This window comes from Accumulibacter sp. (assembly GCF_016789985.1).
Taxonomy (GTDB): Bacteria; Pseudomonadota; Gammaproteobacteria; order Burkholderiales; family Rhodocyclaceae; genus Accumulibacter.
On the sequence record NZ_JAEUOL010000047.1, the window covers coordinates 1 to 14734 of the forward strand.

A 14734-nucleotide genomic window follows, 5' to 3' on the forward strand; every position below is an offset into this window, starting at 1 on the left:
CCGTACTCGGTCTGGCTCTCCGGCAACTACCCGCGCGCCCTCGACGGCCTGACCAAGCTGCTGTCCTTCGACATGCGCGTGCTCGATCCGGCGTGGATCGGCATGAAGCTCAGGAAGCTGCTCGACTACCCCGAGCCACTCGGCGACTTCATGGCCTTCATCCCCGGCACCCGCCGGCAGACCAACTACCCGTCGACGGTTGCCTACCTGGCGCAACTGATCATCCACCGCTACGCGATGCTCGGCATCCTCGACGAGAAAGGTCTGCCGCTGCAGCAGATGGGCATCCTGCAGACTCCGGCCGGCAGCACCGCCGCCCAGCCGACGGCCGGGAAACTGTGCGGTGAGTGCGGGAATCTGACGATGATCCGCAAGGATGGCTGCGATTTCTGTACGGCTTGCGGGGCGGTGGGGAGTTGTGGGTGAGGGGGCGCGTGTGGCGCAACCATCGTCGGTGTCCGGCGGGTTTGCGCCCTGCCTGCGCATCACCAGGGGTGCAAGGCTCGCGGATTGACTGTGCAGCGGGCATGGCAACGCCTGAAACCCTGCCATCCCCTCCCGAACGTATGCTGCCGTCTGGAGATTCACCTGCCTGGCGATAGACTTGAGCGAGAGAGGCCCGACGATGACCAACAACGTTGAGAACCTGATTCTCGGACACCTGCGCGCATGACGCGCCGGGCAGGACCGTTTGGAAAGCGAGCGGCGCGAAGTCGGCGCCCGCTTGACCAGCCTGGAAGCCGGCACCGCAGCGGGCCGCCGCGATAGCATGCACCACTTCCAGGAGATCATCCGGCAGCAATCGAGTATCGATCAGATCAAGGCGCGGATTGACCGCATCGAGCGGAGATTGGAGATCGCGGGGTGAAAAGAAAGTCTTGGGTGAGAAATTGGGGGCTATCCCTGTAACCTCTCCCTTGGTCAGTCGACCACGCCGAGTTAGCCTGAATGCTGCATAAATTTTGACCCGAACCATCGCCGCGCTCGGTTGGTCCTTTTTTCGATTTTCAGGCGAGAGCTCCCCTTCCCCCACTGGCGGGGTGAAGCGTGTGAAGTGGTTGATGGACGGGGAGGGTGGCGGTATCTCGTGGGCCAGACGGGACGGGTTCAGGGCGAAGCGGGCCCGGGACGGATCCGCTGGGTGGAGAAAAGCCGCTGGCAGACCTGGGCGAGCAGTTCCGTGACCGGGCAAGCGCTGGGCAGATGCAGCAGCACCCGGTCCTTGTACTGTTTGACGCGGGTGGCGATCTTGAACAGCGAGCGCATGACGGTCCTGGGCTGAGCCGTGGCCAGGGGCGTGCCTTGCCGGCCCAGATGGCGGAGTGGGGGGTGCAAGACGTAGGCACTGGCGGTGAACAGCCGGCGAGTGAAGTTGGCCAGGAAGCGGGAGGCCGAGGTGCGGTCGGATTTCAGGTCGACCTTCACCTGCCGGATCAGATTCTCCGCCTGGCCGCAGGCGCACTACGCCTGCTGGTAGCGCGCCTGGGGCGAGGGGCCGCGCCAGGACGGGGTTGCCGGTCAGGCCGAAGATCAAGTCAGCATGGCCGTCGGCCTGGATCAGCGCCATCAACTCGGGATTGGCGAAGTGGCCATCGCCACGCAGCAAGAGACGGGTCTGGGGCCAGTGGCGGCGCAGGCCAGCGCCTGGTCCGCCTCCAGCGGTGCCCGCCCGGCAGCCAACTTGAACAGCGAGTCGTGACGCAAGGCATTGGCGTCGTTGCCGTCCTCGTAACCCGAAGCCATCTGAAAGATCCGCTGGGTCAGCAGATCGCGCATCGAGTGGGGGATGTGGCGCGGATCGCGGGAGTCGCCAATCGCCTGGACCAGCCGCCCAATCAGACCGATGCGCGGATCGACCGCACCCAGCACCAGGGCGCCCAGGTCCGAGGAAACCTCGCCCCCTTTGAAGTCGGTGCGAACCGTGAAGCCCGCAGCGGGCGGAAAGCGGAGTTGTTCCGGGGTAGAATTCGAAGATGGGCGAGTACCGGCAGGCATTTTTACGAATTGGTTTATCGATAACTCAAATTTTATCAAATGCTTACCGCGTCACTCGCCTTCTTTATGCAAAATCCTGGCAAGTAACCGTAATCGGCGTCACGTTGGCAGCGAGTGGTTCAACGACAGCCACGGAACTTTACAAGCCATATGCCGAGTCGCACGTTAACTTCCTCTACAATCTTCTCTTCTGCGACGACATCAATCTCTTCAAGACTCAAGGCACCGAGAAGAGTGTTGGTCTGTGGGGCACTCTGCTGGCTGAACGTCCAGACAAAACCGCTCTCCGCAAAGTTGCCGACGATGAAACCAATGAAGGCAGAGTTCGTGCCGTCGCCTACAATCGGTTGCGCACACTTGGTGAAGCCGTAGCGCCCAAGCGTTTGCTAGGGGTAGTCGTAGAGGTCCCTTTTCAGCAGGGTCTCGACGTATTGGCAGCCTTTTCGGAAGGCGGTGTGCGTTATCTGAATCAATCGGGAAAGGTGGCAATTTTCGAAGGCCAGGGAAATCCCGTCGAGGGTCTGGCGAAGGAGTTGGTTTTGCTCTCCCAACCGCTCGTCAACAAGATCGGGCCTTGGGATAAGCAACGACTTCCACCACCGAAGTCGGGAAACGTCCGAATCACCTTTCTTGTTTCTGACGGCCTTTATTTCGGTGAAGGGCCATTCGCCGTTCTACAACAAGATGCCATGGCGGGGCCGGTCTTATCCAAGGCCACGCAGCTACTGCAACGGGTAGTAGCACTCGGAACCCAATGAGCCTCAATTGAAACGTTGCACGAAAGCGCTGCGCGCTGGTGCAGGCACCCCGCCGCGCTTGCCCTTCTTGCCGCCGCTGCCGGGGAGTTCATTTTCGCTCTCGCCCTGACCGCCTGACGGCTCGGCAACTCGCTTCCCCACCCGGCTCGCCAATCCTCGATCGTCCTCGCAGAGGGGACGTCCCCGCAGCCATCGAGGAGAGGATCATGAGTGAACTGCGTGAACGGATGAGCAACGCCATGTGCCTGCAGGGACTCGCGGCACGGACCCGGGAAGCCTACCTCGGCACTGGTCGAGTTGGCGAAGTATGACCACCGATCGCCCGCGGATCTGCGCGTCGAGGAGATCCCAGCCTGCCTGCTGCACCTGATTCGCGACAAGAAGCTCGCCTGCGCGAGCGTCAATCAAACGGCGTGCGCCTTCCGCTTCCTGTCTCGGCGGGTGCTCGGTCGTCCGGAAACCGGTTTCGACATCCCGATGGCCAAGGGGCCCGAGCGTCTGCCACAGATCCTTTCGCGTGAAGACGTCGCACGTCTGATCCGTTCGGCGCGAACCCTGCGCGCACGCATGCTGCTGTCACCGCGTCGGCTCGCGGCCTTGCGCAGTTGGTGACGCGACACCCGGCCGCGGCTGTGCTTGTTCGCCAGCCGGGCAGACAGCGGCCCGAGGGAAATCCAGACCGCGCAGCGCATCGACTGCACGGCGCGCAACGCCGCCGGAACTGCTCGACCCGCTCGCCTGAATCCTCGCCAGTGACCCTGGCCGAGGTCTTCCGCCGGCACGGGCCGGCGTACCTCGCCAGGCACGCCTTGTCGTGCGCCAAGGCGAAAGTGTGGCGGGCGATCGTCGCTTGGCTCTGGCGATCTTCAGCGGGGTGGTCAGCTATGCCGGCGTGCTGTTATGGACATCGAATGCAGACGTCTCTGCCGACCGTGCAGACTGGATGCGGGGTCTGACCGCGTTTCGGCGCGCGCGGCGGGTCGAATGGACGCAGGTATCGCCACTTACACTCGTCACTGTTCGGGCCCTACTGGAGGATGCTGGGCGCTGAGGTCCGGGACTGCGACAGCAAGCGCCGGGTGGCTAGAGCGGTGCGTGTCACGTCGGCTTCGCTCAGATCCTGGTGGCACAGGAACTGCAGGACATGGTGACTCCAGGATGGGCCGAGGTCATCGGTGATGCGCGGCGTGCCGGGCCACACGCGGTCCCAGCGGAATACGGGCAGTCGCTGCTCGCGCAAGCCCTGGTAAACGCCGTCGGCGTCGTCGACCCAGAGGGGGAAGGCGTAGGGTACGCTGCTGTCTTCGACCGGCCAGTCGTAGAGTGTGTGTGCACCTTGCAGTTGTGCGAGGTGCCGCACATAGATCCCGAAGTTCCGCCGCCGCCTGGCGACGATCGCTGCGCGTGGCAGCATTTCATGCAGCAGGATTGTCGCCGAGACGGGGGCGTGGTCGCTGCGACCCATATGGCTGGCCAGCAACATGTTGTCCGCTGTTGCTGATGCCTCGCCGGGCACGCTGATCTCGGCGCGATGGCGGTGGTTCTTGAGTTGCAGGAGGCCGGCGAAGAGCCAGTTGATGCCGGCGAAGCGACCGTGGGTGATTGCCAACTCGAGCACGTCCAGCCAGGACTTCAGTTGCGCCTTGAACCCTTGGGGCGCCAGGGCAAGGGTTGCCAGCGGTGTGCGCGCCGAGACGAGCACACCGCCTTCGGGAACCGGGAAGAACTTCGTCAGGCTGGCGGTGGCGAAATCTCCCCAGGTGCCGACGGGGCGCTCGCCGGCATCGCCGAAGTAGCAGTGGGCGCAGTCTTCGATCAGTGCAATCCGGTGTTCATCACACCACTGCCGAACGCTGGCCAGGGAGCGCGCTCGTCCGAAATAGTGCGACACCAGGATCGCCCGTGCCCGGCTGACCGTTGCAGGGTCGATCGTGTCGAGATTGGGCAGGCCGTCGGCACGGATTGCGAAATAGGCCACCTCGAGCTTGGCCAGGATTACCGGGGCGATCATGGTCGGGCAGTGGTAGGTGGGGACGAGGACCACGCTTCCGGGTTCAAGCCGAAGCTGCAGCAGGGCCTGATAGATTGCGGCGCGGCCACTGGTCGTGACGGCGTAATGGCCGAGGTCGTCAATGCTGTGCACCCCGGGGGCACGTCGTGCACCCGTGAAGCTGGACCAGTCGAGCAAGGGCGTGCGTGGCAAAGGACGTGGCCCACTGCTCATATGCTCCTCCAGCCTGCTGGGCGACCAATTCCCGGCAGGTCCCACGTCAGGCACGATTGGTGTCGCCGGGTTATGGTGGGACGCAGTGCATGACGGCACATGTCCTCGCTCGTGGGTGGGGTGCCGAGCGGTTTTCCGCTGCCCGGGGCGCTCAGACCAGCACCTCGACACAGGCGGGATGTCCGAGAAAGGCTTGCGGACTTGCCGTAAAGCCGTAAGCGCCCGACTGGAAGATCACCACCAGATCACCGACCTGCGTCTCGGCGAGCTGCATGCGGTCGGCGAGCAGGTCGAGCGGTGTGCACAGCGGACCCACCACAGACACCGTTTCCGCGACGGTCGACGTCATCCGGTTTCCGATGACCACCGGGTAGTTCTTGCGGATTATCTGGCCGAAGTTGCCAGAGGCCGAGAGGTGGTGGTGCAGCCCGCCGTCGCAGACGAGAAAGGTCTGGCCGCGTGACACTTTGCGATCGACGATGCGTGTGACATAGATGCCGGCTTCTCCAACCAGATAGCGGCCGAGTTCGATGACCAGCTCCGCGTCGGGCAGCTCGCGTGCGGCGCGTTCGGCGATAGTGGCCAGACCACTGGCGATGGGTTCCAGGTCGAGGTGTCGTTCGCCGGGGAAGTAGGGAATGCCGAAGCCGCCGCCGAGATTGAGGAAGCGCAACGGCGATGGCGCATGACTTGCGAGGCGGACGGCGAGTTCATAACTCTTGGCCTGAGCTTCGACGATGGCTTCCGGCCGCAGGTTCTGCGATCCGGCGAAGAGATGGAAGCCCTCGAAGTTCAGCGGGTGCCGCCCGATCTCGGCGAGCAGTGCCGGCACCTGCTCGGCGTCCACACCAAACTGCTTGGCGCCACCACCCATCTTCATGCCCGAACTCTTGAGTTCGAAATCAGGGTTAACCCGCACGGCGACCCGCGCCGCGCAGCCGGCTGCCCGGCTGATCGCCGTCAGCTCGGTTACTTCGCGCACCGACTCGATATTGATCAGGATGCCGGCGGCGACCGCCTGTTGCAGTTCCCTGCACTGTTTCCCGGGTCCGGCAAAGCTGATCTCGCGCGGATCTGCGCCAGCATCGAGCGCAACCTTGAGTTCGCCAGCGGATGCCACGTCTATGCCATCAACCAGTCGCGCCATGTGGCAGACCAGTGCCGGCATCGGATTGGCCTTCATCGCGTAGTGCAGTTTGACACTTGCCGGAAGGATGGCGCGCAGTTCGGCAACCCGTTGCGTGAGCAGCCGGCGATCATAGGCGTAGAAAGGTGTCTGCCCGACCCGCGTGGCGAGACGGGAGAGCGGCAGGCCGCCGACGACGAGTTCGCCTTGCTCGACCGGGAACGGGTGCAGCAGCGCGTGGGCAGGTGTTTTGGCTTCGAGGTTGGTCACCAGTTGGTACTCTCACAAGGCGAATGTTTCATGATTCGCGTTCCCCATCGCCTGGACGGTTTCCCGGTTGCCGAATGGAAAGACAGACGACGCCTGGTCTGGCAGGCGCCAGCATGGGCTCAACCAGCAGTAAAGTGGTCATTTCAGTGGTCTCCTCGGTCGAATTGCCGGCCCAACCGTAGCCAGGTGTACTGCATTTTTTCCCATGTCGCCTTGAACACTCGCCCGCAGACCTCACGCACGAGGAGGGCGCAGCCGATGAGAGTGCGCGGGTTGTAGGCAACGATTCCCCAGCGTTCGCGACGACCGCTCATCCACATGCGTTTGTACTTGTCGTCGCCGATCAGGAAGTCCACTTCGCGGACGTGATCTTGCTCGATGACATGCTCCATGAGATGCGAGGTGAGCACGGTTCCCGGTGAGTGGGAGCGAAACTCCTCGTGGTAGGCAACCTTGTAGATGCTGGCCTTGCTACGGTCGACGATCCACAGTTGCACGGCAATGGTGCGCTCATGGATACGGGCGATACCGAGGCGCAGCATGCCCAGGGCGGCAAGCTCGCGAATCAGTGACGGTACGAACTCGGGATACGGCTCGGGTCTCTTCCAGCTCGCCGAATAGGTTTCCTGAAAGGCGGCGATGTGTTCTTCGATGTGTTCCAGCGTGCTGGTGATGGTCACCGTTCCGCCGGCTGCCGCGAAACGCTTGCATCGCCGCCGGATGACGCTGCGCAGGTTGGCACTGCGGCTTCTGAGGTAATCGTTCCATCCTCCATCGACCTTGAGATACCAGTTGCCAAAGCAGAAGAACTGAAAAGGAATCCAGTCATTGGCACGCAGCCCGGTGAGCATGGCGTCGTACGTTGCCGAAGTCGGGTCCATGGGCGCCAGACGAATCATGTGAGCGTCTCGATGGTCTCTTGCGGCGGCACCGAGAAGATCCTGCAGGTCCAGCATGTCGGCATGGTTACTGATCAGCGGAGCATAGAGCGAGGAGTAGTAGTTGCTGAGTGAGTCCAGGCTTATGACCGGTCGATTGGTCGTCTTGCGCAGCGGCAGGATGACCAGTGGCGAGTGATAGTCAATATTATAGTAATAGCGCACTCCCGGATCGGCCGGGTAGACCTTCTTCTCGAGAAGCTCGAACCAGTTGGCGGAAGCCTCCAGATTGTTTTCCGCGGAGAAGGCGCGCAGGTCACAGGACTCGGTCTTGAGGGCGTCGATGCTGTTGACTACCCGGACGCCGATCTTCTGCGCATCGGTTTCCGGCGGTTTCCTGAGCCTCTCCCGCAAACCCCTGAGAGTCGTGAAGGCTGCAGCGCAGAGAGGGTTTCTGAAGACCTGGATGTCGGCAATGGTGCAGCCGAAGGTCGACCATTCCTTCTGATCGTTGGTCGCATTGGTGTAGAACTCGATCGTCTCGCGCAAGGGCCGCGCGAATTCGTCCTCGATCAGGCGATAGAGCAGGAGCCTCCCCGGAGCAAAGCGTGCCAGGGATTCGTCGTACGCCGTTTTCAGGCAGACCAGCATGTGGTCGTTGACGATCACCAGGCGCGAGGAGGCCAGTTGCTCTCCGAGGTAAAGATCATAGATCGCAGCCTGCCGGTTTGCGGCAAAACGACGCAGGACTTCTCTGTAGAACGCTCCTTGCTGATTGTCGCCCGACACCGCTGTTCCTGCCTGCCCCTTCCAGCCGGCTGTTTCAAGTGCGCCATAACGGGCGACGCCAGCATCCATGTCGGCCACATCGATCGACTTGACAACGCGCAGGGTGCCAAGGTCGGCTTCCGCTCGCCGGAAGTAGCGGGCGACGTTTGCGGCGAGTTTCTTCGGGCGTTGTTTCCAGTAGGCAGCGAACGTGTTGTCCAGTCGAACGCCCACCGTGCGCGCTTGGCGGCGGACGATGCGCGGCAGGGACAGCCGCGAGAAGTCGGGCGCATAGCGTGGGTCGACGGCGAGCAATTCGATCGACCAGGCGGGACCCGGGAGTGCCGCGAAGAGCGGGGTGAGCAAGTTTGCATCGGTGAGCAGCACGGCGCTTGCCTGTGCCTGTGACGGACGGAAGCAAGCCCAGCGTCCCAGACCGTTCGGGCGAAGGATCAGGGCGCCGGTCAGCCGGTTGTTGCTCCAGTGAAGGCACAGCCGCTCGCGGCCATCACCGAAGTGATCAAGCAGAGGCCCGACAAATCGACTGTCGAAAAACGGATGGCTGGCGAACAGCGCCGAATTCAGCCGATCCCAGTCCGCCGCAAATCGGTCAAAGCTGTCTTTCGCCGAACGGATTTCCCATCTGCCCGATGCGCTGCGCGAGTCGCCCTGGTGGCTGCCGAGTGAGCTTGCACTGGCCGCGGCTGGCTCCGTCGTGCGCGCAGTGGTGGGCGCCCGGAACGATGAACCGGTTGCACTTGCGGGCTTTCCCAGTTCAAGTGACACCCGCTAGTCTCCCAAACGGTGGGCGGCGCCTTGTCCGGCTCCCGCGTCGAACTCGGTTGCCAGCGCCTTGCGGTCGATCTTGCCGTTCGGGTTACGTGGCAGTGGTCCTTGGCGCAAGAGGATCGCTGCAGGGAGCATGTAGGCGGGCATCTGCTTGCGGCATTCGGCGAGCAGGGCCGCCGCCTCCAGGTGATTGCCGGCCGCGGGCGTGGCAATCACCTGGATCGCTTGTCCAAGCGTCGGGTGCTCGACCCCGAAGGCGACGCATTCGCCGACCAGCCGTGTGGCATAGATGATTTCCTCGACCTCGGTCGGACTGACCCGGTAACCCGAGGTCTTGATCATTTCGTCGCGTCGCCCGACGAAATAGAGGAAGCCGTCCTCGTCCATGCGTACGGTGTCGCCGGAAAAAACCGCGATCTCGGGCAGGACCAGTCCCGCGTCGCGCCCGGGGGCGTTGGCCGGCAACGGTTTGTAGCGTTCGGCGGTCTTCTCGCGATCATTCCAGTAGCCCATGCCGACCAGCGCACCGCGGTGTACGAGTTCACCGGGTTCGTTGGCGGCGCAGGGCGAACCATCCTCGCGCATAACGAGGATTTCGGCGTTGGGAATCGCCTTGCCGATCGAATCCGGGCGGCGGTCGACCTCATGCGGTGGCAGATAGGTCGAGCGGAAGGCTTCGGTCAGCCCATACATCAGAAAAGGCTTGCTCTTCGGCAGACGTGCCCGCAGAGTGGCGAGCGTTTCGCGAGGCATGCGTCCGCCGGTATTGGCAAAATAGCGCAGCCGCTCGCCGATCGTGCCTGGCCACTCGAGTTGCGAAAGCTGGATGTACAGCGGCGGCACGGCTGTCAGCCCGCTCACCTTCTCGCGTGCCATCGCCTTGAGCACGTCCTGCGGCAGCAGATAATTCAACAGCACGACGCGCGCGCCGACGTGGAAAGCCGTGGTGAGCTGGCTGAAACCGGCGTCGAACGACAGCGGCAAGGCGGCGAGCAGGGTATCGTCGGCGGTGTTTTCGAGATAGCCGGCGACGCTCTTCGCTCCGGCCACCATGTTGCGGTGGGACAGCACCACGCCTTTCGGTTTGCCGGTACTGCCCGAAGTGTACAGGATGGCCGCCATGTCGCTGTCGATTACCCGATGCCCGGCCCGCGCCGGGGTCTGGAGCAACTCTTCCCAGCCGAGACAGGCCAGCGGACCGCCGTCGGGGCCAGCCCGGCCGTTGACCAGAATCACGTGACGCAGGTCGTGGCAGGACGGCAGGATTGGCTTGAGCAGGGCCAGGCGTTCGTCCGAGGTGACCAGCGCCCGTACATTGCAGTCGCGCAGGATGTAGGCAACCTGCTCGGCCTTGAGCAGCGGGTTCAGCGGAACGAATACGCAACCGGCGGCGGTCGCCCCAAAACTGGCGATGACGGTTTCCAGTCGCTTCTCCAGATAGATCGCGACGCGTTCGCCGCGTTGCAGTCCCAGGCCGATCAGGCCGCTGACCAGACCGGCGACCATCTGCTGCAGGCGCCCGTAGCTCATCGACTGCTTGCCGTAGGTGAGTGCGCAGGCGTCTGGTTGTCGGCTTGCCGAACAGCGGATCAGGTCGGGGAGCAGGCTTGCATCGGTCATGTCGTCGGTGTGGCGGGCGAGGGGGAGGACAACAATTTTAACTACAAGAAGTCTGCCGGCCGTGAAATTGTTCCGGCCGGGGCGAAAAGCACGGGGTACGTACGGCGTGGTTCCGGCCCATTGTCGGCCGTGCGGCGCTGCCCGCCTGCGCCACCGGGCCGCTCCGGGCGCCGCTACTTTCTGCCATGTTGTAAGCATGGGGTAAGCAACGCTCGCTAGCATCCGGCCCTAGTCATGATTAGTGACTCGACACTTGCAAGTTTTAGAGGAGGAGACAAAAGTGAGCGAAGACATCGTTGCACGGATTGAAGCCAATCCGAAGTATCACGAACTGGTGCATAAACGCAATTCATTCGGCATTACCCTGTCCATCCTGATGATCATCGCCTACTATGGCTACATTCTGTTGATCGCCTTCAACAAGGAATGGCTGGGGACCAAGCTGGGTGCCGGCATGGTGACATCGGTCGGTATTCCGCTGGGAGTTGGCGTGATCGTGTTCACGATCATCGTGACCAATATCTACGTTCGTCGTGCCAACACGGAATTTGACGATCTGAATGCCGAAATTCTTCGGGAGGCCAACAAGAAATGACCAAATCCACACGAAGCCTTATCGGCCTGGGGCTGGGCCTGTTCGCTGCGGGTGGTGTTCTCGCTGCCGGGGCCGACCTCGGCAATACCACCAAGCAGGCGACCAACTGGGTGGCGATCGCCATGTTCGTCGTCTTCGTCCTGATTACCCTGGGGATTACCCGTTGGGCCGCCATGAAGACCAAGACAGCGGCCGATTTCTACACCGCCGGCGGCGGCATTACCGGCTTTCAGAATGGTCTGGCGATCGCTGGCGACTACATGTCGGCGGCGTCCTTCCTCGGTATCTCGGGTCTGGTGTTCGCCAACGGCTTTGACGGGCTGATCTTCTCGATCGGCTGGCTGGTCGGCTGGCCGGTGATCACCTTCCTGATGGCCGAGCGCCTGCGCAACCTGGGCAAGTTCACCTTTGCCGATGTCGCCTCTTATCGTTTCGCGCAAACGCCGACGCGGACCTTTGCTGCGATTGGCACACTGGTCGTCGTGGCCTTCTACATGATTGCCCAGATGGTCGGCGCGGGTCAGTTGATCAAGGTGCTGTTCGGTCTCGAGTACATCTACGCGGTGATGATCGTCGGCGTGCTGATGATGTGCTATGTGCTGTTTGGTGGCATGACCGCGACGACCTGGGTGCAGATCATCAAGGCCATCATGCTGCTGTGTGGTGCCTCGTTCATGGCGCTGGCGGTGCTCTGGCAGTTCAACTTCAATCCCGAGGCTTTGTTTGCCAAGGCCGTCGAAGTGCACAGCAAGCATGACGCGATCATGTCCCCGGGCGTGCTGATCAAGGATCCGGTCTCGGCGATCTCGGTTGGCATGGCACTGATGTTCGGGACGGCTGGCCTGCCGCACATCCTGATGCGCTTCTTTACCGTGCCGAGCGCCAAGGACGCTCGCAAATCGGTCGGTTGGGCGACCACCTGGATCGGCTATTTCTACATCCTGACCTTCATCATCGGTTTTGGCGCCATCGTCATGCTGACGCAGGACCCGGCAGCCTACTATGTGCCGAAGATGGTCGATGGTGTGCAGGCGGTCGGCGCTGACGGCAAGCCGGTCTGGGATGGTCTGCGGGGCGGCGGCAACATGGCTGCCATCCACCTGTCCAACGCAGTTGGCGGCAACGTCTTCCTCGGCTTCATCTCGGCGGTGGCCTTCGCGACCATCCTGGCGGTGGTTTCGGGCCTGACGCTGTCCGGCGCTTCGGCGGTGTCGCACGACCTCTACGCGACGGTCTTCAAGCACGGCAACGCTGACTCGGCGTCGGAGTTGCGCGTTTCCAAGATCACCACGATCTTCCTCGGCATCATCGCCGTCGGTTTGGGGATTGCCTTCGAGAAGGAAAACGTGGCCTACATGGTGATGCTGGCTTTCGTGATCGCGTGCTCGGCCAACTTCCCGATTCTCTTCATGTCGGTACTCTGGAAAGACTGCACGACCAAGGGTGCCGTTGCCGGGGGCGTCGTCGGCCTGATCAGCTCGGTTGTCCTGACCATCCTGTCCGCCTCGGTGTGGGAAGCAGTGATGCACAATCCGAAAGGCAGTGCATGGTTCCCGTACTCGTCGCCGGCCATCTTCTCGATGACCGCTGCGTTCGTCGTGATCTATGTCGTCTCCAAGCTGGACAACAGCAAGCAGGCCCAGCTTGAGCGTTCGCTCTATCCGGCGCAGAAGGTGCGTTCGGAGACAGGCTTCGGCGCTTCCTCGGCCTCGGGTCACTAAGCTAAGTAAGCACGATATAGCAGCAGTCGCTTGATCGGCTCTAACGGCCCGGGAGTGTCCGCTCCCGGGCCGTTTCGCTTGCGCTGCCGGAACGGCCTCACGATGAGCGACAGACCAGCCGGGTTGCTGGCTGGCCAACCCGCCGCGATGCGGCCGGCCGCGTCTTGCCAGATGTATTGACGCGCGAGGATAGGATAAGCTTCTCGTTTTCGCCCGATTGTGGCTCGAGGCGCCCCATGTCCCCCATCCCCAACCCCCTGCCAGCCTGGCTCCGGAACTATCGCAAGGATGCGCTCGGCGCCGATCTGACAGCGGGCCTGATCGTTACCGTCCTGGTGATTCCCCAGAGTCTTGCCTACGCCTTGCTCGCCGGTCTGCCGCCACAGGTGGGACTGTACGTCAGCATCTTCCCGGTACTTGCCTATGCTCTGCTGGGCAGCAGCATGGTACAGGCGGTCGGGCCGGTGGCCATCACCGCACTCATGACCTATGCGGCGCTGACTCCTCTTGCGGTACCCGCTTCACCCGAATATCTCGTGCTGGCAGCCACACTGGCCCTCATCTCCGGCCTCATGTTGCTGACTTGCGGCGCACTGCGCCTGGGATTTCTCGCACAGTTGCTGAGCCGGCCGGTGATCAGCGGCTTCATTTCCGGTTCCGCGATCCTGATCGTCATCAGCCAGATCAAGCACCTGCTGGGCCTGTCGCCACAGGGCACCAGTAACTGGCAGGTGCTGGCCGAGCTGTTGCGACAACTGCCACACAGTCACTGGCCGACCCTGGCGATCGGTGTGCCGGCGTTCCTGATGCTCGTTTTTGTCCGGGCTGGCTTGGGGAGGATCCTTCCGTCGCTGGGCATGGGGGCCGGCAAGGCGGCGGCGATGGTTCGGCTGATGCCGTTGTTGGTCGTTTTGCTGGCAACTCTGGCGGTGGTCGCCTTCGACCTGGATCATGAGCGTGGTGTCGCCGTCGTCGGCGCGGTCACCGAGGGTCTGCCACCTTTCAGGTTTTTCATCCCTGCCTACGACATTGTGCAGGTTTTGATCGTGCCGGCCGCCGTGCTGGCGCTGATCGGCATGGTACAAGGACTGAGCATGGCCCAGGCGCTGGCGATCAAGCGTCGCGAGCGGGTCGACGCCAATGCAGAGCTACTCGGACTGGGCGCTGCCAACGTTGTTGCCGCCTTCTACGGTGGCATGCCGGTAGGCGGCGGTCTGTCGCGCTCGGCGGTCAATGTTGCCGCTGGTGCGCAGACACCCCTGGCCAGCATCGTGTCGGCCGTCGCAATGATTGTCGTCGTGGCGGGGGCGGCGCACTGCTTCGCTCGCTTGCCGCTGGCGGTTCTCGCAGCCACCATTGTCATCGCGGCCGGCAGCATGATCGATCTCGACGGCCTGCGCCGGGCCTGGGCCTATGACCGCGCCGATGGCCTGGCGTGGCTGGGCACTGCCGGCGGGGTGCTGTTCCTCGGTCTGGAGATCGGGATCGGCTTGGGTGTGCTCCTGTCGATGGGCACGCTCCTGTTGCGGGCGAGTTCTCCCCATATCGCGCTGATCGGCCGCATTCCCGGCAGCGAGCATTTTCGCAATATCGAGCGGCACCACGTCGACACGATTCCCGGTGTCCTGTTCGTGCGCATCGACGAGAGCCTTTTTTTCGGTAACCTGGGAGCAGTGGAGTTGCGACTTGATCAGGCACTCGCCCAGATGCCCGAAACGCGCCACGTCGTGCTGGTGATGAGCGCGGTCAATCGTCTGGACGCCACTGCGGTAGAGTGTCTTGGCGAGCTCGATCGTGACCTCGTTGAACGAGGTAGCAGACTCCACCTTGCCGAGGTCAAAGGGCCCGTCCAGGATCGGTTGAAGCATTCCGATTTCTGGGCCGCGTTATCCGGCGAGGTCTTTCTGTCGGCCAACGATGCGTTTGAGAGGCTGGGCCACTGCTCGTGATGACCGTGGTGTGCGGGTTTCGGTCAGCAACGACCGTGGTG

11 protein-coding genes and 2 pseudogenes are annotated in these 14734 nt (G+C 62.8%); 7 read left to right on the forward strand and 6 right to left on the reverse strand.

Features of this window, described 5'->3' with window-relative positions:
• Positions 1–426: pseudogene (locus JNK99_RS02610) on the forward strand (ribonucleoside-diphosphate reductase, adenosylcobalamin-dependent); the annotation flags it as partial.
• 265 nt (positions 427–691) lie between these two features.
• Entirely contained in the window at positions 692–868 is a 177-nt protein-coding gene (locus JNK99_RS02615) for a hypothetical protein (protein ID WP_291848207.1), read from the forward strand.
• A 239-nt stretch (positions 869–1107) separates the two neighbouring features.
• Here JNK99_RS02615 and JNK99_RS17605 read toward each other — a convergent pair.
• Positions 1108–1995, reverse strand: a pseudogene (locus JNK99_RS17605) (transposase).
• Between JNK99_RS17605 and JNK99_RS02630 the strand changes: the two are divergent.
• The gene (locus JNK99_RS02630; RefSeq protein WP_291848209.1) at positions 1974–2753 is read left to right on the forward strand and encodes a hypothetical protein; all 780 of its coding nucleotides are present in this window, start codon (positions 1974–1976) and stop codon (positions 2751–2753) included. The pseudogene JNK99_RS17605 and the gene JNK99_RS02630 sit on opposite strands and share 22 nt — an antisense overlap.
• Positions 2754–2756: 3 nt before the next feature.
• Here the strand turns inward: JNK99_RS02630 and JNK99_RS02635 are convergent, their stop codons facing one another.
• On the reverse strand, positions 2757–2894 hold the full coding sequence (locus JNK99_RS02635; RefSeq protein WP_291848211.1) for a hypothetical protein: 138 nt from the start codon (positions 2892–2894) through the stop codon (positions 2757–2759).
• Positions 2895–3050: 156 nt separating this feature from the next.
• On the opposite strand from JNK99_RS02635, the gene JNK99_RS02640 reads away from it, so the two are divergent.
• On the forward strand, positions 3051–3365 hold the full coding sequence (locus JNK99_RS02640) for a hypothetical protein (protein WP_291848213.1): 315 nt from the start codon (positions 3051–3053) through the stop codon (positions 3363–3365).
• 415 nt (positions 3366–3780) lie between these two features.
• Here JNK99_RS02640 and JNK99_RS02645 read toward each other — a convergent pair whose 3' ends face one another.
• The 4 genes from JNK99_RS02645 to JNK99_RS02660 all read right to left on the reverse strand — a co-directional run bounded on the left by JNK99_RS02645 (position 3781) and on the right by JNK99_RS02660 (position 10428).
• Entirely contained in the window at positions 3781–4977 is a 1197-nt protein-coding gene (locus JNK99_RS02645) for a DegT/DnrJ/EryC1/StrS family aminotransferase (RefSeq protein WP_291848215.1), read from the reverse strand.
• 151 nt (positions 4978–5128) lie between these two features.
• Positions 5129–6373: a pyridoxal-dependent decarboxylase, exosortase A system-associated gene (locus JNK99_RS02650; RefSeq protein WP_291848217.1), complete on the reverse strand. Its 1245-nt coding sequence runs from the start codon at positions 6371–6373 to the stop codon at positions 5129–5131.
• Positions 6374–6516: 143 nt separating this feature from the next.
• A complete protein-coding gene (locus JNK99_RS02655; protein ID WP_291848219.1) occupies positions 6517–8805 on the reverse strand; it encodes a GNAT family N-acetyltransferase in 2289 nt (762 codons plus the stop codon).
• Between the two features lie 3 nt (positions 8806–8808).
• The gene (locus tag JNK99_RS02660; RefSeq protein WP_291848222.1) at positions 8809–10428 is read right to left on the reverse strand and encodes an acyl-CoA ligase (AMP-forming), exosortase A system-associated; all 1620 of its coding nucleotides are present in this window, start codon (positions 10426–10428) and stop codon (positions 8809–8811) included.
• Between the two features lie 280 nt (positions 10429–10708).
• Between JNK99_RS02660 and JNK99_RS02665 the strand changes: the two genes are divergently transcribed.
• The 3 genes from JNK99_RS02665 (at position 10709) to sulP (ending at position 14693) form a co-directional block, all read left to right on the forward strand.
• Positions 10709–11023, forward strand: a complete 315-nt coding sequence (locus tag JNK99_RS02665; protein WP_291848224.1) for a DUF485 domain-containing protein — start codon at positions 10709–10711, stop codon at positions 11021–11023.
• Entirely contained in the window at positions 11020–12744 is a 1725-nt protein-coding gene (locus JNK99_RS02670; RefSeq protein WP_291848226.1) for a cation acetate symporter, read from the forward strand. The genes JNK99_RS02665 and JNK99_RS02670 overlap by 4 nt, the downstream gene beginning before the upstream one ends.
• 236 nt (positions 12745–12980) lie before the next feature.
• Complete coding sequence (gene sulP / locus JNK99_RS02675; RefSeq protein WP_291848228.1) at positions 12981–14693, forward strand: sulfate permease; 1713 nt, start codon at positions 12981–12983, stop codon at positions 14691–14693.
• Positions 14694–14734: the final 41 nt, after the last annotated feature.

Excerpts from the sequence above, each read along its gene's own strand:
- JNK99_RS02630 (WP_291848209.1), top strand. The coding sequence starts at position 1,974 with ATGGGCGAGTACCGGCAGGCATTTTTACGAATTGGTTTATCGATAACT.
- JNK99_RS02645 (WP_291848215.1), bottom strand. The coding sequence starts at position 4,977 with ATGAGCAGTGGGCCACGTCCTTTGCCACGCACGCCCTTGCTCGACTGG.
- JNK99_RS02660 (WP_291848222.1), bottom strand. The coding sequence starts at position 10,428 with ATGACCGATGCAAGCCTGCTCCCCGACCTGATCCGCTGTTCGGCAAGC.
- JNK99_RS02670 (WP_291848226.1), top strand. The coding sequence starts at position 11,020 with ATGACCAAATCCACACGAAGCCTTATCGGCCTGGGGCTGGGCCTGTTC.
- sulP (WP_291848228.1), top strand. The coding sequence starts at position 12,981 with ATGTCCCCCATCCCCAACCCCCTGCCAGCCTGGCTCCGGAACTATCGC.